Source organism: Staphylococcus sp. SM3655, assembly GCF_016917315.1.
Lineage (GTDB): Bacteria > Bacillota > Bacilli > Staphylococcales > Staphylococcaceae > Staphylococcus > Staphylococcus aureus.
The window spans coordinates 14,710-35,572 of record NZ_CP070305.1 but is presented as its reverse complement, the minus strand read 5'-3'; the positions used below and the strand labels follow the sequence as shown (position 1 = coordinate 35,572).

The following is a 20,863-nucleotide window of genomic DNA, read 5'->3' as shown; positions in this document are numbered from 1 at the left end:
TGATTACGATGAACATTATTGAAACTGTTCATAGTCTTCTGTCATGTGATAGCTGACGTTTTTATATTTAAAGTTAAATGCTAAATTTTCGGGACATTATCTTTTGCTCGTTCATATATTTTTGCTGGAAATGAAGTGATTTTTAATAATTCGATGGCATTACGAGTATTTGCTTTGCCAGGCTTAATTTTGTAATCAAAATGTATGTTATTATTTTCTATTACCTCATTGAAATGATAATTTTCATAACGTTGTTTTAAGAGTTCAGCTAACTCAATATCATGTGTTGCTGCAATAACTCTAAAGTTAGATTTTTCATGTAAAAATGATAGTACTGATTCTGAAGCGGCAATTCGTTCAGTTGTGTTGGTACCTTTAAAAATTTCATCTATAAAGCAGTATATTTTTTGATTATCTGGAATTTCAACAATACGCTTAATAGATTTTAATTCAGCCATAAAATAACTATCGCCTGATAACACATCATCGGCATTTGCCATTGACGTGAACACAATTCCAGGTTGATATACAAATTTGCTTGCGGTAACTGTTTGTATAGCCGATGCAAGAATAATGTTTATTGCTATGGATTTCATAAATGTTGATTTACCCGAAGCATTAGACCCAGTTAACAGTATATTTTGTGATAGTGAGAAATCATTGGCTACTGCATCTGCTATGAGTGGATGTGTTAACTCAGAGAATACTATGCCATCATTTGAATCATCAATTTGTGGTTCAGTATAACATTCTAGCGTTCTACGATACATTGCTAATGCATAATGATTATCTAATTCAGCTATGTAATCGAAACAATTTTTAAGCTCATTCATATGTGTTGTATAGCTTTTTTGAATTGAATGAAATAAAACATAATCAAGCATGAAAATAAGTTTAACTAGTTTAATTACCATAGCTCCGATATCTTCATCATTAACTTCAGCTAAAACACTCGTTAAATGACGTGCTGTTCTAAATTGCTTAAAATTGACTTCAGGTTGTGGAGCATGTTTAATTTTTGAGATAGTATAGCCTTGTTTTAAAACATTGGATGCATAAAAGATAGATTTTAAGTCATCCTCATATGTACGCTTTAAAGTTGCTGATAAAATGAGATTAAATAGGCAACTCATAAGAAATAATAAAATACCAACTTGTGAATTAATAAATATAACTGCAAATGAGATAACTGGTAAAAACGGGCATAGAAACAATATATTATGACGTTTTACTGGTGTGATTTGGTCTGGAAATGTTGGATAAACAGTTTTACCAATCAAAGCTAAATGATATGTTACGTTTTTTCTAAATTCAGCATTATCATTAAATAAACTAAGTAATGATTTGTTCGTAATTGAAAGCATTCCACGTAAACAGGCATATAGCTTCATTTCACCAATAGCTGTTAAATTATAATTCATCTTATGAAAGATTGCATTCATATTTAAGTCGGACCAAGTTTTATCATCAACTAATGAATGTGATTCAAATTTTTCCTTGTAGAGCTTATACTCATAGTCGAAATGTGAGTTCGGTCTGATAAAAGCTTCTAATGGAGAAATCGTTTGCCATAATGTTTCCATAGATTTTAATAGACGTTGACGACTCATGTATCGTCCAACAATTCCTATTACAGATGTAAGTAGAATAATTGCTATAACAAATATTAAAAATGTTTGATTTGTGCTCATAAGTATCCCCTTATTTATTTTTAATAATGTGTTTGATCTTGAGCTAACCACAGCATTCGAATACTGTCATGAAGTAATTTCTCTATTCTACGACCAGAAAATACAGATTGAGTATATGCATATAAGATGATTTTTAACATCATTTTTGGATGATAGGATGTTGCGCCACGATGATGTCTGAATTCATCGAATTCGCTATCAGGTATCGTTTCAACAATTTCATTTACATATCGCGAAATATCATTTTAAGGAATTCTAACAGAAGTTTCTATTGGTAGTGTAAGTTGGGTCATGTTATAATTTTTATACATAAGGCACCTCGTTAATTTAGTTTAGTGGTATTTATTAAATTATACGAAGGGACCCAACACAGAAAATTCATTTTATTGAATTTTACATTTATGTGCAAGTTGGGCAAAGTGTCTTATTTTTTTAAAGTATTTCAAAGTAAAATTACATGTTAATACGTAGTATTAATGGCGAGACTCCTGAGGGAGCAGTGCCAGTCGAAGACCGAGGCTGAGACGGCACCCTAGGAAAGCGAAGCCATTCAATACGAAGTATTGTATAAATAGAGAACAGCAGTAAGATATTTTCTAATTGAAAATTATCTTACTGCTGTTTTTTAGGGATTTATGTCCCAGCCTTATTTCATAAAGAAAGTGTCTTAACAATGAATTTTGATAAAAACAATGTCAATAGAGAACATGCGTACTTATCAACAAAGAGTGAATAACTTGTGGATAAAAGGTGTTGATAACGTCATTTATTGTGGATATCAGGTGGGAAAACAGAAAATAAATAATTGATTAGTGTTAATTTACTTGTGGATAACTAGGATAAGTCTGTGGATAGCTTTAATATCAGCGTTTTTATTGTGAATAAAAAAATTAAAATTTGTAAAAAAATAACTCTAACTATAGCGATTTTACAGTTAGAGTTATGTATATTTTTATAGTTTTTGTTGTAATTCTTCCCATTTAGACATAGCGTGTTCTAATTTTTGTTCGCTATCTTGTTTTTGGATAGCTAATTCGTTTGCTTTTTGTGGATTGTTATAAACTTCTGGTTGGGTTAATTGCTCGTCTATTTGTAAGATAGTAGTCTCTAAAGTTTCTATTTCATTTTCACACTCGGATATTTGTCGTTCAAGTTTGCGTTGTTCACGTCTTTGTTCTTTTTGGTTATGATACGACGATTGTTCCATAGACTTTTTATGTGCTTGTACGTTAACTGACTGTTCTTCTTGGTGCGCTTTCAACGCTTCCGCTTCCTCAACTTTTTCAATGTAATATTGATAATCTCCTAAATACATCTTTCCGCCATCAATTGTTAAATCAAATACCTTGTTTGCTAATTGGTTAATAAAGTAACGATCATGGGAAACAAATAGTATTGTTCCTTCAAAATGTTGGAGTGCTTGCTCTAACATTTCTTTTGAATCTATATCGAGGTGGTTGGTAGGTTCATCTAAAATAAGTACATTGTCACGTTGCAACATAAGTAGTGCTAGTTGTAAACGTGCTTTTTCACCACCAGATAAATCATTAATTATCTTTTTAACATCGTCTTGTACAAATAAGAAACGTCCAAGAACTGCTCGAATATCTTTTTCATTCATTAACGGATATTGATCCCACACATAATCTAAAATCGTTTTACTAGATTTAAATTCTGCTTGCTTTTGATCATAATAACCAATTTGTAAATTTGCGCCGAAAGTAATATCGCCATTAAGCGCTTTTTGTTGATTAGCAATAGTTTTAATTAAGGTCGATTTTCCAATACCATTTGGCCCAATGATTGCTATATGATCGCCTTTAGAGACCTCTATACTGATAGGTTTGGTAATTGCAGTTTGATAACCGATTTCTAAATTTTTTACATGCATGACGTCATTACCTGTATTCCGGTCAAAGCCAAATTGAATATTTGCACTTTTGGCATCTAACATTGGTTTATCAATGCGTTCCATTTTTTCTAAAATCTTACGTCTACTTTTTGCCATTCCACTTGTTGAAGCACGGGTAATATTTTTCTCAACAAAAGTTTCTAATCGTTTTATTTCTGCTTGTTGACTTTCATATTCTTGCATTCGTTTTTGATAATATAAATCCCGTTGCTGTATAAATTCCTCGTAATTACCAACATAGCGTTTGACATCACCTAAAGCCACATCATAAATTTGAGTAACTATTTTATCTAAAAAGTAACGATCATGGCTGATGATGACGATTGCACCTTTAAAATAACGTAGATAATCTTCAAGCCACTTTGTCGTTTCTAAATCTAAGTGGTTAGTAGGTTCATCTAAAAGTAATAAATCAGGTTCGTTTAATAGCATTTGAGCTAAAGATAAACGTGTTTTTTGGCCACCGCTAAAATCATTGATAGGTTTATTGAAATCTTCTTCACTAAAATTTAACCCGTAAAGTACTGTTTTAATTTTACTTTCATATTGATATCCTTCTAATTGTTCAAATTGATTCGATAAAGATTCATAACGGGACATATGTGTTTTATATGTATCACTATCGTAATCATTTGCATGTTTTGATAACCAATCTGTTTCTTCTTTGATTAAGCTTTCCATTCGTTTAATATGTTCAAATGGTTTTGACATTTCTTCAAAAACTGTTGCATTAGAATTTAAAGTCATTTGTTGAGTTAAATAACCTAGTTTTAAGTTTTTAATTTTTGACACATTTCCAGAATCATAGTTTTCTACGCCAGCTATAATTTTCATCAATGTTGATTTACCGGCGCCATTTCTTCCTACGATACCAATTCGTTCACCAGTTTTTACTTCAAAATCAACATCAGTAAATATATCTTCACCATCGAACGATTTTGATATATGATTGAGTTGTAAAAGTATCATTCGATCTTCACCTTTCGTCTTTCTCAAATTTTATTAACTTATGAAAAAAGTCGTAATTATTACATTAATAACCATTTTACAGTATAAAACGCCGTCTTGAAACTAAGATATTTATTTTTAAAATTCAATAATGTATAATATTTAGGTATTCATTGTAATCAATTATTTGTTTTTTAATAATCTAACAATTACGCTCTAACTCGTTTGAATACATAGATATAATTCATTCAAACACGAAGGAGGAAATAGCGAATGAGTGACCAAGTTAAAATTCCTCGAGCAACTTTAAAACGTTTGCCGTTATATTATAGATTTGTCAGTTCATTAAAATCTAAAGGTATAGATCGTGTAAATTCAAAAGCGATTAGCGATGCGTTACAAATTGACTCGGCAACAATTCGTCGTGACTTTTCATATTTTGGCGAATTAGGTAAAAAAGGGTACGGATATAATATAGATAGTTTATTGGATTTCTTTAAATCTGAACTAAGCGAGAGTGACATGATCAAAATCGCAATTGTCGGAGTTGGGAACCTAGGGAAAGCTTTGCTCACATATAACTTTTCAATACATGACGATATGACGATTACAGAAGCGTTTGACGTAAAAGAAGATGTTATTGGCCAGAAAATAGGGAACGTTATTGTTAAAGATAACGATGAATTAATAACAACATTGAAGAAGGAAGAAATAGATGTTGTGATTCTAACTACACCAGAAAGAGTTGCACAGAAAGTTGCAGATGAACTCGTCCAAGCTGGTGTGAAAGGTATTTTAAACTTCACTCCTGGTAGAATTAATACGCCTTCAGATGTGCAAGTACATCAAATTGACTTAGGTATAGAATTACAGTCATTATTATTCTTTATGAAAAATTACAGTGAATAAATGTGATGTTAGCTTTGAATGATTAACCTTGTTATATCTTTAATTAATTATAGAACAGTCTGGGACTAAGTATGTCTCAGGCTTTTTCTGTTATGTTTGAAAATGAAAGGAAAAACTGTTGTGTTGATAAATATAGTATAGGTTAATAAATTAACACGTAGAGATATAATGATGAATCGTAATTAATCGCCTTCCTTATATGAATATAATATAAATATCAAAAATATTGTGTATAAGGTTGAAAACAAGAAAATCATCACCTATAATACATACTAAACTTATCGGAAATGAGAGGTTAGGATTATGTGGATGATTTTTAGTGGCTTAATTGTCGGGGGACTCTTAGGTTTTGTCATGCAAAGAACAAGATTTTGTTTAACAGGTGGCTTTCGAGATATGTATGTGCAAAAGAATAATAAGATGTTCTATGCATTATTAATCGCTATTACTATTCAAAGTATAGGATTATTGATTTTGACGGCAACAGATATTTTACAAATTCCTGCACATAGTTTTCCAATATTGGGAACAATTATAGGTTCTTTTATTTTTGGAATTGGAATAGTATTGGCTGGAGGATGTGCAACAGGTACTTGGTATCGCGCTGGTGAAGGGCTAATTGGTAGTTGGATTGCATTAGTATTATATGCTGTTACTGCAGCAATCACTAAAACAGGGATTTTAAAGCCAGTAATGGATAAAATTAATCAACCAACGAATGTAAATAGTGATATGTCTCAAACAACTGGCATTCCGTTTTGGGGATTAGTCGTTATATTAACTATAATCACCATTTTTCTAGTTGTAAGAACACTCAATAATAAGAAAGTTCGAGTTGCTGTTCCAAAACTAAAGCAACGTTATACAGGTATTAGATATTACCTTTTCGAAAAACGATACCATCCATTTATTGCAGCAATTGTAATTGGACTTATCGCACTCTTAGCTTGGCCAATGAGTGCATCAACTGGAAGAAATGACGGTTTAGGTATAACAACGCCTTCAGCAAATTTAGTACACTTTTTGATTACAGGTGAAACTAAATTTATTGATTGGGGTGTCTTTTTAGTTCTAGGAATTTTCATTGGTTCATATATTGCAGCTAGAGGATCAAGAGAATTTAAATGGCGATTGCCAGACAAGATTACAATACGAAACAGTGCCATTGGTGGCATATGTATGGGATTTGGTGCGTCAGTTGCTGGTGGTTGTTCTATCGGTAACGGTTTGGTTGAAACGGCAACGATGACTTGGCAAGGATGGATTGCGCTAGCATCGATGATAGTTGGTGTATGGACAATGAGTCATTTTATCTTTGTTCGTCCAATGAAAAAAGTACACCAACAATCTGCAAAGGTTAAACAGCAAACGCAAATAGTATAGAAGATTATTATGCAAATGATGTTGATCAAATAAAAGTGATTGGAAAAGGAGAAATAATTATGATACACGAATTAGGTACAGTAGGAATGGTATGTCCATTTCCGTTAATTGAAGCGCAAAAGAAAATGGCAACATTGCAATCTGGAGATGAATTAAAAATTGATTTTGATTGCACGCAAGCGACGGAAGCCATTCCAAATTGGGCTGCAGAAAATGGTTATCCTGTAACAAACTATGAACAAATTGATAATGCTTCATGGACAATTACAATTCAAAAAGTTTAACGTTATCATTTTAACAATAAAATAGATATTAGATTCTATGGCTACTTCCGCTAATTTAAAAGTGAGTAAGTAGTCTTTTTTGTTTTAGTTCATGAAATCATTTTATATAGCGTGGCATATTTTATTCCAAAAGATGTAATAAAACTTAACGCATTTTTGCTTTTTATAAATTGTCAGATTATTATGAAAACAAGGGAGTGGTAAGTATGAATCTTAACGATACGATATTTATGTTTTTGTGTACATTATTAGTTTGGCTAATGACACCAGGATTAAGTTTATTTTATGGTGGGTTAGTTCAATCTAAAAATGCGCTTAATACTGTCATGCAAAGTATGGCAGCAATTGTGCTTGTCACATTTGTATGGATAACAGTTGGTTTTACAATTAGTTTTGGGGAAGGGAATTTATGGTTCGGAAATTGGGAATATACTTTTCTTAATCATGTAGGTTTTGCGACTCAAGAAGATATTAGCCCACATATTCCTTTCGCTTTGTTTATGTTATTTCAAATGATGTTTTGTACGATTGCAATTTCTATTTTATCTGGTTCAATCGCTGAGAAAATGAAGTTTATTCCTTATTTATTATTCGTAGTAATATGGACTGCTCTTGTATACAGTCCAGTAGCACATTGGGTTTGGGGCGGCGGTTGGATTAACAAGCTCGGTGTATTAGATTTCGCTGGAGGTACGGTTGTTCATATTACATCAGGTGTTTCTGGTTTAGTATTAGCTATTATGATTGGAAAAGGAAACAAACATTCTGAATCAACACCACATAATCTTATCATTACGTTGATTGGCGGTATATTCGTGTGGATTGGTTGGTATGGATTTAATGTAGGTAGTGCTTTTTTATTTGATAATATTGCGATGCTTGCATTTACAAATACTGTCATTTCAGCCAGTGCAGGTGCTATAGGTTGGTTAATTTTAGAATATATTTTTAAAAAGACGACAAGTTTACTTGGACTTTTACTCGGTGCATTAGCAGGATTAGTTGTTATTACTCCTGCAGCAGGATATGTAACATATCTTAGTGCAACAATAATGGCTTTAATAGGAGGTATCTGTTGTTATATTGTCATTAATTACATCAAGGTAAAACTAAAATATCATGATGCATTAGATGCATTTGGTATTCATGGTGTTGGTGGTATTATTGGTGCTGTTTTAACAGCAGTTTTCCAAAGTAAAAAGGCAAATCCTGACATTGAGAATGGCTTTATTTATACTGGTGACATACATATTGTACTTGTACAAATATTATGTGTAACAGCAGTTGTAATTTTTAGTATCGTCATGACGTTTATTATTGCGAAAGTAATTAAATTAATTACACCATTATCTGTTACGGAACAAGAAACGAATATAGGATTAGACAAGATTGTTCACGGTGAACATGCTTACTTTGAAGGTGAGCTAAATAGATTCAATAAACATATTCGATATTAGAATATATTTACATAGAATATTCATTGTCCTGACATTTAACTAAAGGTTGATGTTGGGACATTTTGTTATACAAAAGTTTTATTTTGAAATCTTTTTATGAAAGAAGCAGAAATATTATTTAAAGCGGTTACACATATGCTAAAATAAGGCTAAGTGTCACAAATAATGATAGGTGAATAAGTATGAAAAATATATCTGATATTGCCAAATTGGCAGGCGTTTCAAAAAGTACAGTATCTAGATTTTTAAATAATGGATCTGTCAGTAAAAAAACAAGTGAAAAATTAACAAAAATTATAGCAGAACATGACTATCAACCGAATCAATTTGCTCAAAGTTTAAGAGCGAGACAAACACACCTTATTGGTGCCATTATACCTAGAATGAATTCATATGCAGTAGACGAAACAATCAAAGGATTGGCAAAACAATGCCAAAAATATGAATCACAATTAATTTTAAATTATACAGGTTTAAATATCGAAGCAGAAATACAAGCGCTTGAAACATTAGCACGCAGTAAAGTAGATGGTATTGTTTTAATGGCTACAGATATAACAGAGAGACATATTGAAGTCATTAATAAAATGAATGTACCAATCGTTATTGTTGGTCAACAACATGAACAACTTCATAGTATTGTGCATGATGATTATAAAGCAGGTCAAATTATAGGCGAATGGATTGGTCAACAGGGATATCAACAAGTTGAAGTGTTTAGCGTAAGTGAAAAAGATATTGCAGTTGGTATACATAGAAAACGTGGTTTACTTGACCAGTTAGCTAAATACCAAATTAAACCTAATATACATGAAACAAATTTTACTTATGTGGAAGCACAAAAAGATGTTGCAAATGTTTTGGAAAATGTGGAGCAAGTAGATGCGGTTGTTGGAGCAACTGATACGATTGCATTAGCTGCCTATAAATATTATTCTGATAAAAAAGATGTTATGAAACCACATCATATATATGGTTTTGGTGGTGACCCAATGACACAATTAGTGTCTCCATCGATAAAAACAATTCATTATAATTATTTTGAAGCTGGCCAATGCGCGATGGAAGAGATACAACAGATGCTTAAAAAGCAAGATATGCCATATAGCGTCACAGTAGATGTTAATATTTAGACGCTGTATTTTTTAAAATAAATGTGGAACCGATACCATATAACTATAAATGGATAGGTTAAAAGTTAAAGAACGTAGGTAAAATTTGCTATAATAGAATATAAATTGTTAACAGCATAAATTATAAAAGGAGGACTGGGTAAATATTATGACCGAATGGACTAGAGAAGAACGTTATCAACGAATCGAGGACGTTGATACTGAGTATTTTAAAACATTAAAACAACAAGTTGATCAATCAAAATTTCGTCAACAATTTCATATACAACCAGAAACAGGCTTATTAAATGACCCCAACGGACTTATTTTTTATAAAGGGAAGTATTATGTTTCACATCAATGGTTCCCATTAGGCGCAGTACATGGCTTAAAGTATTGGTATAACTACACGAGTGATGACTTAATAAACTTTAAAGCTGAAGGGCCAATTTTAAATCCAGATACTAAATATGACAGCCATGGTGTATATAGCGGTAGCGCTTTTGAATATAACGGGCATTTATATTATATGTACACAGGAAATCATCGAGATAATCATTGGCAACGACATGCGAGTCAGATGATTGCACGATTGAAAGAAGACGGTTCAGTAGAAAAGTTTCCAAAGCCAGTAATTAGCCAACAACCAGAAGGGTATACGAGTCATTTTAGAGATCCTAAAGTATTTAAATATAGTGAGAAATATTACGCGATCATTGGCGCACAAAATAATGATCAGCAAGGTCGATTATTACTTTATAATACTGAAGATATAATTAATTGGCATTATTTAGGTGAAATAAATACAGAGTTGGATGATTTTGGATATATGTGGGAATGCCCAGATTACTTTAATGTAGATAATCAAGATGTCATACTTATTTGTCCACAAGGTATTGAACCAAAAGGCGATCAGTTCAAAAATATTTATCAAAGTGGTTATATACTTGGAAAGTTTGATATTGAAAAGTTAACATATGAACATGAAAATTTTGTCGAGCTTGATAATGGCTTTGATTTCTATGCACCTCAAACATTTTTAGATGAAAAAGGCCGACGAGTACTAATTGGATGGATGGGGTTACCGGAAATCGAATATCCTACTGATAATGAAGGATGGGCCCATTGCTTAACAATTCCTCGTGTATTAAATGTAGAAAATGGTCAACTTAAGCAACGTCCATATCCAGCGTTGGAAAAATTACGTCACAATAAAGAGACAGCATTAGGCTATGCAAATAAATTTACTCGAAAATTACATCCGTATGAAGGTAAACAGTATGAATTAATCATAGATATTTTGGATAATGATGCTACCGAAGTGTACTTTGAATTACGTACATCTAAGACTTCTTCAACATTAATTGCTTATAACAAGCGTGAAAATAAAATAACATTAGATCGCAGCGACAGTGGTTTATTGCCGACAAATGTTGAAGGTACGTCGCGTAGTACGATATTAGACACGCCATTAAAGCAATTACAAATTTTTGTTGATACATCAAGTATAGAAATTTTCTGTAATGATGGGGAACGTGTTTTGACATCTCGAATTTTCCCGACAGAAGACGCACTAGGTATTAAAACATCAACAGAATCAGGGCAAGTATATTTACAATTTACTAAATATGATTTAAAGGATGAACATAAATGAGACGTCTATTTTCAATAGGAGAAGCGTTAATTGATTTTATTCCAAATATTACAAATGCGAATTTAAAAGATGTTCAAACATTTACGAAGCAAATTGGTGGCGCGCCATGCAATGTAGCTTGTACAGTTCAAAAGTTAGGACAACAAGCGTATATGATTACACAATTAGGTAATGATGCATTTGGAGATAGCATTATTGAAACGATATCAAGTATTGGTGTAGATGTATCAAAAGTGTATCGCACGAATGAAGCAAACACTGCGTTAGCTTTTGTGAGTTTGACTGAAGCGGGCGAGCGAGATTTTTCTTTTTATCGTAAGCCCTCTGCTGATATGTTATTTGAACCAAGTTTTGTGAATGATATTGATGTGAATGAAAATGATGTAGTACATTTTTGTTCTGTTGATTTGGTCGATAGTCCGATGAGAGATGCACATTATCAATTGATTACCAAAACATTAAATGCAAATGGTACTGTCGTATTTGATCCTAATGTAAGATTGCCATTATGGGATAACGCTGAAGATTTAAGACAAACTATTCATACCTTTTTGCCATTGGCGCATATTGTAAAAGTTTCAGATGAAGAATTAGAATTTATTACAGGTATTCATGATGAAAATGAAGCGATTCAATCATTATTTACAGGTAATGTTACTGTAGTCATTTATACGAAGGGAGCAGATGGTGCTGCCGTATATTTGAAAAATGGTATTAATCATTATCATAGTGGCTATAAGGTAAAACCTGTTGATACAACTGGGGCAGGGGATGCTTTTATTGGTGCAGTTATTAGCAGGATTTTAGCAACCGATGTGTTAAATTTAACTCAGTTATTTGAAAATGAAGGTGAGGAAATTTTAGCGTTTAGCAATCGCGTTGCTGCAATAGTGACAACGAAGTATGGTGCTATTAATAGTTTGCCAACATTACAAGAGGTTGAACAAGCATTTTAAATAATTCATTTATAAAACAGTGTAGGAAACAAGTTGAATCTTGTGCTACACTGTTTTTTAAAACAAAATAAGATTCATGGGGTAGGAAATTGTAGTATTTTATTTAAGGAAACTGTCGATTTCAAATTTAGTATATTTTGTTAAAAATTGCGCCATAGGATTGTAGAGTGAAATAGAAATTGATAAATTATGTAGTAATAGGAATAGGTATACAAAGAAACGTTACATCATTTTTTAATTCACGCGTCATATTTAATTTTGTTATTAAACAATTAAAAAGCCAGCTATACAGTGCATTTGCTAGTTATCTTGTTAAAATCCAACAAGATTTACAATTGAATACGCCGTTAACTGACTTTATTATCTTATTATATTTTTTTAACGTTTCTCACCGATGCATAGCAGTGTTCTTTATTTTTAAAATAGACAATTCGCTCTTTCGAATCTATAGATTCAATATTATGGCGATTGACGACAAAGCTATTATGACATCTAAAGAAACGATCATCTAATTGACTCAGTTCTTTTAAATTACCATAAAATTCAATTTGACGGTTATCTAAATGGGCAATGAGTCTGTGCGATTTTGTTGATGATTCAAAAAACATAATATCATCATATTGAACATACACTGAATTACTGCCACGTTTTAATTCAATCGTTTCAACGCTATTATCTCTTGATAATAATTGTAAGCGTGTATGTGCAGTTTCTAAACAATCTATAATTCGAGTTCTTAATTCTGCTGGATCATCTTTAAAAATAAAATCCATCGCTGCAACTTTGTAGACAAATGTTAAATAGGTAAGTTCACTGTGACTCGTAACGAAAATAATGTTACCAACTGGGTCATGCTTACGAATTTCACTGCCTAATTTGATACCATTAATATCAGTTGAAAGTTGAATATCTAAAAAGTAACAGCCTATGTCATTCATATTTTTAGCTTGCTCAAGCACCTCATAAGGATTATCAGTTGCGAGGGCAATTTCCATAGGCTTTTCTTCTATCATTATATAATTTTTAATAATGGTAACCATGTTTTCTCTTTGTTTTGGATCGTCTTCGCAAATGAAAATTTTCATACATTCACATCCTTATGGCTAGTTGTTAATAATTTCAACTTTTTGAATAAAGAAACCATTTTCGATAATTGTATCTAATAAGACATTGTCTGCATTATCAGCAATTTCTTTTAAAGTTGATAGACCTAAACCACGACCTTCACCTTTAGTAGAAAAACTTTCTTGGAACAATTCATGAATGCGTGGTATATCATCAGCGCATTTATTCATAACAATAAACGTTACTGAATTTTCACTTTCAATAAATGCAACGCGAATGATAGGGTCATCAATTTCAGTTGATGCCTCAATTGCATTATCAAGAATAATACCAATACTGCGACTTAAATCGATCATATTCAAGTTAATGCTACTTACTTCATCGGGTATTTCGATACTAATCGGAATATTCATTTCTTGTGCACGTAAAATTTTCGCAGTAATTAAGCCTTTAATTTCACGTACTTTAAGATTCTCGATACCATTTAATTTTATAGCATTCATTTGTAAATTGTCTTTCATAGGTACAATATTTTTATTGAAATAATCACGTAGGCCAGGCATGTCATCTTCTCGAATGAATTCTGAAAGCGTTGTTAAGATATTGACATAATCGTGACGGAACTTGCGCATTTCGTTGTTGATAGCTTCAATCTTCAATGTATATTCATAATAGGTTTCAATTTCTTCTTGATTACGTTTATATTTCATCTCTTTAAGGAGAAATTGAGAAATAACAAATGTTAATATACTTAAAAATATAGTGATACCAATAAAAATAAAAGAATACTGCCTTATTACTTTAGCTTCATCCGAGTTTATTTGTGAATAAAAGAAAAATAATGAAAAAGTAAGCAGTAAGATAGTCGAAATAACTATTAAAAATCCTTTGTTTAGTATTAGATATGGTGTGCTAATTTTTTTGAGAACTCTATTTATTATATATGAGAATAGTATACTAATAGTCACATAAACTACAAAAAAGCTAGGGAATATTACAAATATACTATCAGAAATCTTGGTGATATATGCATATATAACAATATACATGTAGTTAGCACAGTACAGAATAATCTGTGAAGTCATAATCAACAAAATATAATACCATTTGATTTTGACAAAATACATTATAATAATGAATGAAGTTAAAATGATTAAGGACGCGCTATCAAACATTTTAAATAGAAATAACGATAATGTCGAAATTCCTATAATGAAAAAATAATCAAGTTTACTGTACTTAATACCACTAATTATAGCTGGTATTGTAAACATTAATATCATTTGAGTTAATACGAATAAAACAAAATTATAACTATTTAATAATTCCACCTACTATCACACTCTCTATTTAAATTATTCGTGTAATTGTGTTAATTCTTTTGGTACTTCAACTTCATCCATTATGAAGTCACAAGTACTATAAGCTGCGATGTTACCAATGTTTTTTAAAATCCCAGTAATAAAATCAAAAAATAAGTTAAATAATGTATTCATTTTAAGTCCTCCTTAATAAAGAAAATAGGTAATAATGTAATAGCTTCTATTATGATGCCTAATTGAATGAATTGGGCAAATGGCTCTTTGATGATAAGTGTGATAATGAAAAGGGTTAAACTAACAATAATCGCATAATATTTTTTTCGTTTAATAAGTCGCACAGGAATGGGCTTCTTTTTAGTTGCTGCAGGAGCATATACTGAGATTACACCTAAAGAAATAACTGTTAAAATAATCATAATTAAAAAGTTAATATGAAAATTTACTATTACTAAAGGTAAAAGTATAAATAGTATAATACTTTCTACATAACACCAAAAAGAAGAAGGTGCATGTGCACCATGTGCATGTCTTCTTATTAAATAAAATGTTAAATTCGTAATTAACGTAAACAGAAAAATGTTTAAAATATAGGCAATAGTATACATAACAATTAATTTACCTATATTTTTAGCTAAGACCTGCATCCCTAATCGTACTTGCAAAAATTGAATATGATCTAAGTTATTTCTCTTTTGAAGATACGTGGCAAACTGGTCAATTTTATTATCAAAATAATTCAATTTTACACCACTCTCCTCACTGTCATTATACGATTTAGTACAATCTTTTATCATTATATTGCCTAACTGTAGGAAATAAATACTTAACTGTTAAATGTAATTTGTATTTAATATTTTAACATAAAAAAATTTACAGTTAAGAATAAAAAACGACTAGTTAAGAAAAATTGGAAAATAAATGCTTTTAGCATGTTTTAATATAACTAGATCACAGAGATGTGATGGAAAATAGTTGATGAGTTGTTTAATTTTAAGAATTTTTATCTTAATTAAGGAAGGAGTGATTTCAATGGCACAAGATATCATTTCAACAATCGGTGACTTAGTAAAATGGATTATCGACACAGTGAACAAATTCACTAAAAAATAAGATGAATAATTAATTACTTTCATTGTAAATTTGTTATCTTCGTATAGTACTAAAAGTATGAGTTATTAAGCCATCCCAACTTAATAACCATGTAAAATTAGCAAGTGAGTAACATTTGCTAGTAGAGTTAGTTTCCTTGGACTCAGTGCTATGTATTTTTCTTAATTATCATTACAGATAATTATTTCTAGCATGTAAGCTATCGTAAACAACATCGATTTATCATTATTTGATAAATAAAATTTTTTTCATAATTAATAACATCCCCAAAAATAGATTGAAAAAATAACTGTAAAACATTCCCTTAATAATAAGTATGGTCGTGAGCCCCTCCCAAGCTCGCGGCCTTTTTTGTAATGAAGAAGGGATGAGTTAATCATCATTATGAGACCCGCCGTTAAAATTTTTGAATAAGTCTAATGTTGGAAAAGGTCAAAAGAATAATCAATTTAATTAAGAAAATCATTCATTTGCAAAGGGCGAAATGGGTTCTTACTGAGTTATCTATTATAAAAAATAAACATAGACTTATGAAAAATCTCTCATAAATCTATGTTTAGTCATGACATGTGTTAAATATTATTTCGGGCGCTTCTTATTTATACAAATCTAATTTAATACTTTTAAATACAGGTATATTTTCGCGTTGCTGTTCTACTTCATTTAAGTTTAAATCTACAGTCAAAATATCTGCGGATTCATTTAATTCTCCAACTAAATCTCCATTTGGGTTTATAACTATCGAATGACCAGCATATTCTGTGTTACCATCGAATCCAGTGCTATTAGTTCCAATGACAAACATATTATTTTCAATTGCACGTGCCTTTAGTAATGAATGCCAATGTTGAAGACGTGACATAGGCCATTGCGCCACATAAAATGCAATTTTAGCACCACTGCGAGCAGGATATCTTAATAATTCTGGAAAACGTAAATCATAACAGATAAGTTGGGTCACATAAGTACCGTCAGACAATTGAAAGGGTTCAGCTACGTTTTCGCCAGCAGTTAAAAATTCATGCTCTCTTAACATAGGAACTAAATGAACTTTGTCGTATTCATTAATTAGCTGGCCACTTTTATTCACACTAAAAGCTGTATTAAATATTTGATTGTTTCTAATGTTAGAAACTGACCCAGCTACGATATCGACTTTATATTTTTCAGCTAAATGTTTAATAAATGAAAAACTTTGTCCTAGATTATTATCTGCTTTTTCATTTAAATGCTCTAAATCATAGCCATTATTCCACATTTCAGGTAAAACGACTACATCTACTTCAGCATTCATATTTTTTTCGAACCATTGCGTTATTTGAGCTTCATTTTTAGAACTATCTCCAAAAATAATCGGTAATTGATAAATTTGGACTTTCATAACATCACATCCTTGATAGATCTTATATATAACTTACTAAAAGTTATGTTGAAACGCAAAAAACGAGCCCAGGACATAAAATCAAAGTCCTAGGCTCTACAATGTTATATTGACAGTAGTTGATGGGGCCCCAACATAGAGAAATTGGAACACCAATTTCTACAGACAATGCAAGTTGGGGTGGGCTCTAACATAAAGAAATACTTTTTCTTTAGAAATTAGTATTTCTTATACATGAGTTTTACTCATGTATTCCTATTCTTAAGTGCACATTAGCAGCGGCTAATGTGTAAGAACTACTACATAATGAATAACTAATGATTCTTTATCATTTCTGTCCCATTCCTAACAATATATTGATTATTTTTTTATTACGAAACGATCTTCCACTGGATTAAATGTTTTTTCGCCAGCAGCTTCACGAATATCACCAAATGGCATTTGAGCAATAAGTTTCCAACTTTTAGGAATATTAAATTCATTTGAAGTCATCTCATCAACAAGTGGATTATAGTGTTGTAATGAAGCACCTATGCCTTTAGTAGCTAATGCAGTCCAAATTGCAAATTGATGCATGGCATTTGTTTGAGTTGACCATATTGCAAAATTATCATAGTAGTTTGGCATTTGTTCTTGTAAACCACTTACAACATCTTGATCTTCATAAAACAAAATTGTACCGTATGAATGTTTGAAGTTATCAATTTTTTGTTCAGTTGGCTCGAAATCACGATTCTCTCCCATGACTTCTTTTAAAATTGCTTTTGTGTTATCCCAAAATTTATTATTGTTGTCATTTAACAAGAGAACAATTCTAGTTGATTGAGAATTAAATGATGAAGGAACATGTTTAACTGCATGTGCAATCATTGATTCTAATTCGTCATCGCTAATTGATATCGAATCTTTCAAATTATATATTGAACGTCTTTCTTCCATTGCATTGTCAAAAGTCATTGCTTTTTTATCTTTTTTAAATAAGCCCATAATTATTGCTCCTTCTTTAGTAAAGAATACTTAATAGATTAAGTATAAAATTTATACTCGTACTTGTAAAGCAATATTTACGAAAATTTCAAGAATATTAATATTCATTTTCAAATTCCAAATATAAATGCATTTTCAACGCATATTTATTATACTTAGATTAATACTTACATGAAAAAGGGAGGTGTCTCGTGAAATGTCATATCATTGGTTTAAGAAAATGTTACTTTCAACAAGTATTTTAATTTTAAGTAGTAGTAGTTTAGGGCTTGCAACGTACACAGTTGAAGCAAAGGATAACTTAAATGGAGAAAAACCAACTACTAATTTGAATCATAATATAACTTCACCATCAGTAAATAGTGAAATGAATAATAATGAGACTGGGACACCTCACGAATCAAATCAAACGGGTAATGAAGGAACAGGTTCGAATAGTCGTGATGCTAATCCTGATTCGAATAATGTGAAGCCAGACTCAAACAACCAAAACCCAAGTACAGATTCAAAACCAGACCCAAATAACCAAAACCCAAGTCCGAATCCTAAACCAGATCCAGATAACCCGAAACCAAAACCGGATCCAAAACCAGACCCAGATAAACCAAAGCCAAATCCGGATCCAAAACCAGATCCAGATAACCCGAAACCAAATCCAGATCCAAAACCAGACCCAGATAAACCAAAGCCAAATCCGGATCCAAAACCAGATCCAGATAAACCAAAGCCAAATCCGAATCCAAAACCAGACCCTAATAAGCCAAATCCTAACCCGTCACCAGATCCCGATCAACATGGGGATTCCAATCATTCTGGTGGCTCGAAAAATGGGGGGACATGGAACCCAAATGCTTCAGATGGATCTAATCAAGGTCAATGGCAACCAAATGGGAATCAAGGAAACTCACAAAATCCTACTGGTAATGATTTTGTATCCCAACGATTTTTAGCCTTGGCAAATGGGGCTTACAAGTATAATCCGTATATTTTAAATCAAATTAATAAGTTGGGCAAAGATTATGGAGAAGTTACTGATGAAGACATTTATAATATTATTCGAAAACAAAATTTCAGCGGAAATGCATATTTAAATGGATTACAACAGCAATCGAATTACTTTAGATTCCAATATTTCAATCCATTGAAATCAGAAAGGTACTATCGTAATTTAGATGAACAAGTACTCGCATTAATTACTGGTGAAATTGGATCAATGCCAGATTTGAAAAAGCCCGAAGATAAGCCGGATTCAAAACAACGCTCATTTGAACCGCATGAAAAAGACGATTTTACAGTAGTTAAAAAACAAGAAGATAATAAGAAAAGTGCGTCAACTGCATATAGTAAAAGTTGGCTAGCAATTGTATGTTCTATGATGGTGGTATTTTCAATCATGCTATTCTTATTTGTAAAGCGAAATAAAAAGAAAAATAAAAACGAATCACAGCGACGATAATCCGTGTGTGATTCGTTTTTTTTATTATGGAATAAAAATGTGATATATAAAATTCGCTTGTTCCGTGGCTTTTTTCAAAGCCTCAGGATTAAGTAATTGGAATATAACGACAAATCCGTTTTGTAACATATGGATAATAATTGGAACAGCAAGCCGTTTTGTCCAAACATATGCTAATGAAAAAATGACACCCATGCCAAAATAAACTGGAATAAATTTGAAATCATTATGTGCTAATGCAAATATTAATGAACTTACTGTTGTAGCAATAATAAATGCCACGATACGATTACCTTTAATCGCATTAAATAATTCTCCAAAGATTACTTTTCTGAATACATATTCTTCTAATAAAGGACCAATAATAGATACAAAGAAGATAAATATAGGTATTTTTCGAGCAATAATAATTAGCTTTTCTGTATTAGGACTTACTTGTTGTCCACCATAAATTTGCGTTAATACAATGCTCACTACCATTTGATAAATCATTACCAATGCAAATCCAAGCAATGCCCATGGAATGATATATTTTTTAGGTTCTTTAACTTCTAATTCTAATTTTGTTGGATTTTTAATTTTTAAATTAATTAAAATAATCGTCGTGGCGGCGATTAAAAATAGAACAAGTTGTATGTAAATGACTGCTTTAGTCAGTTCTATGCCACTATATTGTACAAATGGTAATTTTTTTACAATGAGAAGCGGTAAAAATTGAGACAATATATAAATAATAACAGTTAGCAATGATGCCCATAATCTTGTCATAATTTTCCTCCAAATATTTGTTTATAATTTATTTTATCGTAAATAACTTGAAGTTACAAAACTTAATTAAAAGGTTATGACTTGAAATTTTGACCAAATTTGATTATTATAAATGTATGTTAGCACTCTTTAATGTTAAGTGCTAAACTTTAGGTTTTTTAAGGAGGAACAATCATGCTAAAACCAATTGGAAATCGTGTGATTATTGAGAAAAAAGAACAAGAACAAACAACTAAAAGTGGTATTGTTTTAACTGATAGTGCTAAAGAAAAATCAAACGAAGGCGTTATCGTTGCAGTAGGAACTGGACGTCTATTAAATGATGGTACAAGAGTGACTCCTGAAGTGAAAGAAGGGGACCGTGTCGTGTTCCAACAATATGCTGGTACAGAAGTTAAACGAGATAATGAAACATATCTGGTATTAAATGAAGAAGATATTTTAGCAGTTATTGAATAATACAGAACT

At 31.4% G+C, this 20,863-nt stretch carries 20 protein-coding genes and 2 pseudogenes; 11 read left to right on the top strand and 11 right to left on the bottom strand.

Annotated features, from left to right (window positions below; translation table 11 throughout):
- Positions 1-80: 80 nt before the first annotated feature.
- Positions 81-1,691, bottom strand: a complete 1,611-nt coding sequence (locus tag JQN76_RS00215; protein WP_000106329.1) for a MutS family DNA mismatch repair protein — start codon at positions 1,689-1,691, stop codon at positions 81-83.
- Between the two features lie 32 nt (positions 1,692-1,723).
- A pseudogene (locus JQN76_RS00210) lies at positions 1,724-2,002 on the bottom strand (transposase); the annotation flags it as partial.
- Positions 2,003-2,371: 369 nt separating this feature from the next.
- On the opposite strand from JQN76_RS00210, the gene JQN76_RS00205 reads away from it, so the two are divergent.
- On the top strand, positions 2,372-2,500 hold the full coding sequence (locus JQN76_RS00205) for a hypothetical protein (RefSeq protein ID WP_001792272.1): 129 nt from the start codon (positions 2,372-2,374) through the stop codon (positions 2,498-2,500).
- 143 nt (positions 2,501-2,643) lie between these two features.
- On the opposite strand, the gene JQN76_RS00200 is transcribed toward JQN76_RS00205, so the two are convergent.
- A complete protein-coding gene (locus JQN76_RS00200) occupies positions 2,644-4,572 on the bottom strand; it encodes an ABC-F family ATP-binding cassette domain-containing protein (RefSeq protein WP_000602069.1) in 1,929 nt (642 codons plus the stop codon).
- Between the two features lie 252 nt (positions 4,573-4,824).
- Here JQN76_RS00200 and JQN76_RS00195 point away from each other — a divergent pair, with 252 nt between their 5' ends.
- The 7 genes from JQN76_RS00195 to JQN76_RS00165 all read left to right on the top strand — a co-directional run bounded on the left by JQN76_RS00195 (position 4,825) and on the right by JQN76_RS00165 (position 12,306).
- Entirely contained in the window at positions 4,825-5,460 is a 636-nt protein-coding gene (locus JQN76_RS00195; protein WP_001283612.1) for a redox-sensing transcriptional repressor Rex, read from the top strand.
- Positions 5,461-5,763: 303 nt separating this feature from the next.
- Entirely contained in the window at positions 5,764-6,843 is a 1,080-nt protein-coding gene (locus JQN76_RS00190; RefSeq protein WP_000266883.1) for a YeeE/YedE family protein, read from the top strand.
- 59 nt (positions 6,844-6,902) lie between these two features.
- Positions 6,903-7,127: a sulfurtransferase TusA family protein gene (locus tag JQN76_RS00185; RefSeq protein ID WP_000581077.1), complete on the top strand. Its 225-nt coding sequence runs from the start codon at positions 6,903-6,905 to the stop codon at positions 7,125-7,127.
- A 206-nt stretch (positions 7,128-7,333) separates the two neighbouring features.
- On the top strand, positions 7,334-8,584 hold the full coding sequence (locus JQN76_RS00180) for an ammonium transporter (RefSeq protein ID WP_001052256.1): 1,251 nt from the start codon (positions 7,334-7,336) through the stop codon (positions 8,582-8,584).
- A 182-nt stretch (positions 8,585-8,766) separates the two neighbouring features.
- Positions 8,767-9,717, top strand: a complete 951-nt coding sequence (locus tag JQN76_RS00175) for a LacI family DNA-binding transcriptional regulator (RefSeq protein WP_000790324.1) — start codon at positions 8,767-8,769, stop codon at positions 9,715-9,717.
- Positions 9,718-9,865: 148 nt separating this feature from the next.
- Positions 9,866-11,350 (top strand): sucrose-6-phosphate hydrolase, encoded by a 1,485-nt coding sequence (locus JQN76_RS00170; RefSeq protein WP_000141426.1) that lies wholly within the window; start codon positions 9,866-9,868, stop codon positions 11,348-11,350.
- On the top strand, positions 11,347-12,306 hold the full coding sequence (locus tag JQN76_RS00165) for a carbohydrate kinase family protein (protein ID WP_001253302.1): 960 nt from the start codon (positions 11,347-11,349) through the stop codon (positions 12,304-12,306). Before JQN76_RS00170 ends, JQN76_RS00165 begins: the two co-directional genes overlap by 4 nt.
- Positions 12,307-12,493: 187 nt before the next feature.
- Here the strand turns inward: JQN76_RS00165 and JQN76_RS00160 are convergent.
- From JQN76_RS00160 to agrB, 5 genes and pseudogenes are all read right to left on the bottom strand, one after another.
- Positions 12,494-12,603 (bottom strand): annotated as a pseudogene (locus tag JQN76_RS00160) (hypothetical protein).
- A gap of 71 nt (positions 12,604-12,674) precedes the next feature.
- A complete protein-coding gene (gene agrA / locus JQN76_RS00155) occupies positions 12,675-13,391 on the bottom strand; it encodes a quorum-sensing response regulator AgrA (RefSeq protein ID WP_000688498.1) in 717 nt (238 codons plus the stop codon).
- Positions 13,392-13,409: 18 nt separating this feature from the next.
- Positions 13,410-14,702, bottom strand: coding sequence for a quorum-sensing sensor histidine kinase AgrC (gene agrC / locus JQN76_RS00150; RefSeq protein WP_205397777.1), 1,293 nt, complete (start codon positions 14,700-14,702; stop codon positions 13,410-13,412).
- Between the two features lie 24 nt (positions 14,703-14,726).
- A complete protein-coding gene (gene agrD / locus JQN76_RS00145) occupies positions 14,727-14,867 on the bottom strand; it encodes a cyclic lactone autoinducer peptide AIP-I precursor (protein WP_001093929.1) in 141 nt (46 codons plus the stop codon).
- A complete protein-coding gene (gene agrB, locus JQN76_RS00140) occupies positions 14,864-15,433 on the bottom strand; it encodes an accessory gene regulator AgrB (RefSeq protein ID WP_001105707.1) in 570 nt (189 codons plus the stop codon). The genes agrD and agrB overlap by 4 nt, the downstream gene beginning before the upstream one ends.
- Before the next feature lie 289 nt (positions 15,434-15,722).
- Here agrB and hld point away from each other — a divergent pair, with 289 nt between their 5' ends.
- Positions 15,723-15,803: a delta-hemolysin gene (hld, locus tag JQN76_RS14095; protein WP_000046022.1), complete on the top strand. Its 81-nt coding sequence runs from the start codon at positions 15,723-15,725 to the stop codon at positions 15,801-15,803.
- Between the two features lie 595 nt (positions 15,804-16,398).
- On the opposite strand, the gene JQN76_RS00130 is transcribed toward hld, so the two are convergent.
- Together JQN76_RS00130 and JQN76_RS00125 are read right to left on the bottom strand one after the other, a co-directional pair.
- The gene (locus JQN76_RS00130) at positions 16,399-17,184 is read right to left on the bottom strand and encodes a carbon-nitrogen family hydrolase (protein ID WP_000867940.1); all 786 of its coding nucleotides are present in this window, start codon (positions 17,182-17,184) and stop codon (positions 16,399-16,401) included.
- Positions 17,185-17,544: 360 nt separating this feature from the next.
- Positions 17,545-18,171 carry a nitroreductase family protein gene (locus JQN76_RS00125; protein WP_000522384.1) on the bottom strand — a complete coding sequence of 209 codons (627 nt, stop codon included), beginning with the start codon at positions 18,169-18,171 and terminating at the stop codon, positions 17,545-17,547.
- Positions 18,172-18,367: 196 nt separating this feature from the next.
- On the opposite strand from JQN76_RS00125, the gene JQN76_RS00120 reads away from it, so the two are divergent.
- On the top strand, positions 18,368-19,627 hold the full coding sequence (locus JQN76_RS00120) for an SdrH family protein (RefSeq protein WP_000120323.1): 1,260 nt from the start codon (positions 18,368-18,370) through the stop codon (positions 19,625-19,627).
- Positions 19,628-19,651: 24 nt separating this feature from the next.
- On the opposite strand, the gene mroQ is transcribed toward JQN76_RS00120, so the two are convergent.
- On the bottom strand, positions 19,652-20,395 hold the full coding sequence (gene mroQ, locus JQN76_RS00115; RefSeq protein WP_000197635.1) for a CPBP family intramembrane glutamic endopeptidase MroQ: 744 nt from the start codon (positions 20,393-20,395) through the stop codon (positions 19,652-19,654).
- 174 nt (positions 20,396-20,569) lie between these two features.
- Here mroQ and groES point away from each other — a divergent pair, with 174 nt between their 5' ends.
- The gene (gene groES, locus JQN76_RS00110; protein ID WP_000917289.1) at positions 20,570-20,854 is read left to right on the top strand and encodes a co-chaperone GroES; all 285 of its coding nucleotides are present in this window, start codon (positions 20,570-20,572) and stop codon (positions 20,852-20,854) included.
- Positions 20,855-20,863: the final 9 nt, after the last annotated feature.

What these genes read in the sequence shown, in the direction of transcription:
- JQN76_RS00215 (WP_000106329.1), bottom strand. Translation starts at nt 1,691, where the DNA reads ATGAGCACAAATCAAACATTTTTAATATTTGTTATAGCAATTATTCTA.
- JQN76_RS00200 (WP_000602069.1), bottom strand. Translation starts at nt 4,572, where the DNA reads ATGATACTTTTACAACTCAATCATATATCAAAATCGTTCGATGGTGAA.
- JQN76_RS00195 (WP_001283612.1), top strand. Translation starts at nt 4,825, where the DNA reads ATGAGTGACCAAGTTAAAATTCCTCGAGCAACTTTAAAACGTTTGCCG.
- JQN76_RS00190 (WP_000266883.1), top strand. Translation starts at nt 5,764, where the DNA reads ATGTGGATGATTTTTAGTGGCTTAATTGTCGGGGGACTCTTAGGTTTT.
- JQN76_RS00185 (WP_000581077.1), top strand. Translation starts at nt 6,903, where the DNA reads ATGATACACGAATTAGGTACAGTAGGAATGGTATGTCCATTTCCGTTA.
- JQN76_RS00180 (WP_001052256.1), top strand. Translation starts at nt 7,334, where the DNA reads ATGAATCTTAACGATACGATATTTATGTTTTTGTGTACATTATTAGTT.
- JQN76_RS00175 (WP_000790324.1), top strand. Translation starts at nt 8,767, where the DNA reads ATGAAAAATATATCTGATATTGCCAAATTGGCAGGCGTTTCAAAAAGT.
- JQN76_RS00170 (WP_000141426.1), top strand. Translation starts at nt 9,866, where the DNA reads ATGACCGAATGGACTAGAGAAGAACGTTATCAACGAATCGAGGACGTT.
- JQN76_RS00165 (WP_001253302.1), top strand. Translation starts at nt 11,347, where the DNA reads ATGAGACGTCTATTTTCAATAGGAGAAGCGTTAATTGATTTTATTCCA.
- agrA (WP_000688498.1), bottom strand. Translation starts at nt 13,391, where the DNA reads ATGAAAATTTTCATTTGCGAAGACGATCCAAAACAAAGAGAAAACATG.
- agrD (WP_001093929.1), bottom strand. Translation starts at nt 14,867, where the DNA reads ATGAATACATTATTTAACTTATTTTTTGATTTTATTACTGGGATTTTA.
- hld (WP_000046022.1), top strand. Translation starts at nt 15,723, where the DNA reads ATGGCACAAGATATCATTTCAACAATCGGTGACTTAGTAAAATGGATT.
- JQN76_RS00130 (WP_000867940.1), bottom strand. Translation starts at nt 17,184, where the DNA reads ATGAAAGTCCAAATTTATCAATTACCGATTATTTTTGGAGATAGTTCT.
- JQN76_RS00125 (WP_000522384.1), bottom strand. Translation starts at nt 18,171, where the DNA reads ATGGGCTTATTTAAAAAAGATAAAAAAGCAATGACTTTTGACAATGCA.
- JQN76_RS00120 (WP_000120323.1), top strand. Translation starts at nt 18,368, where the DNA reads ATGTCATATCATTGGTTTAAGAAAATGTTACTTTCAACAAGTATTTTA.
- mroQ (WP_000197635.1), bottom strand. Translation starts at nt 20,395, where the DNA reads ATGACAAGATTATGGGCATCATTGCTAACTGTTATTATTTATATATTG.
- groES (WP_000917289.1), top strand. Translation starts at nt 20,570, where the DNA reads ATGCTAAAACCAATTGGAAATCGTGTGATTATTGAGAAAAAAGAACAA.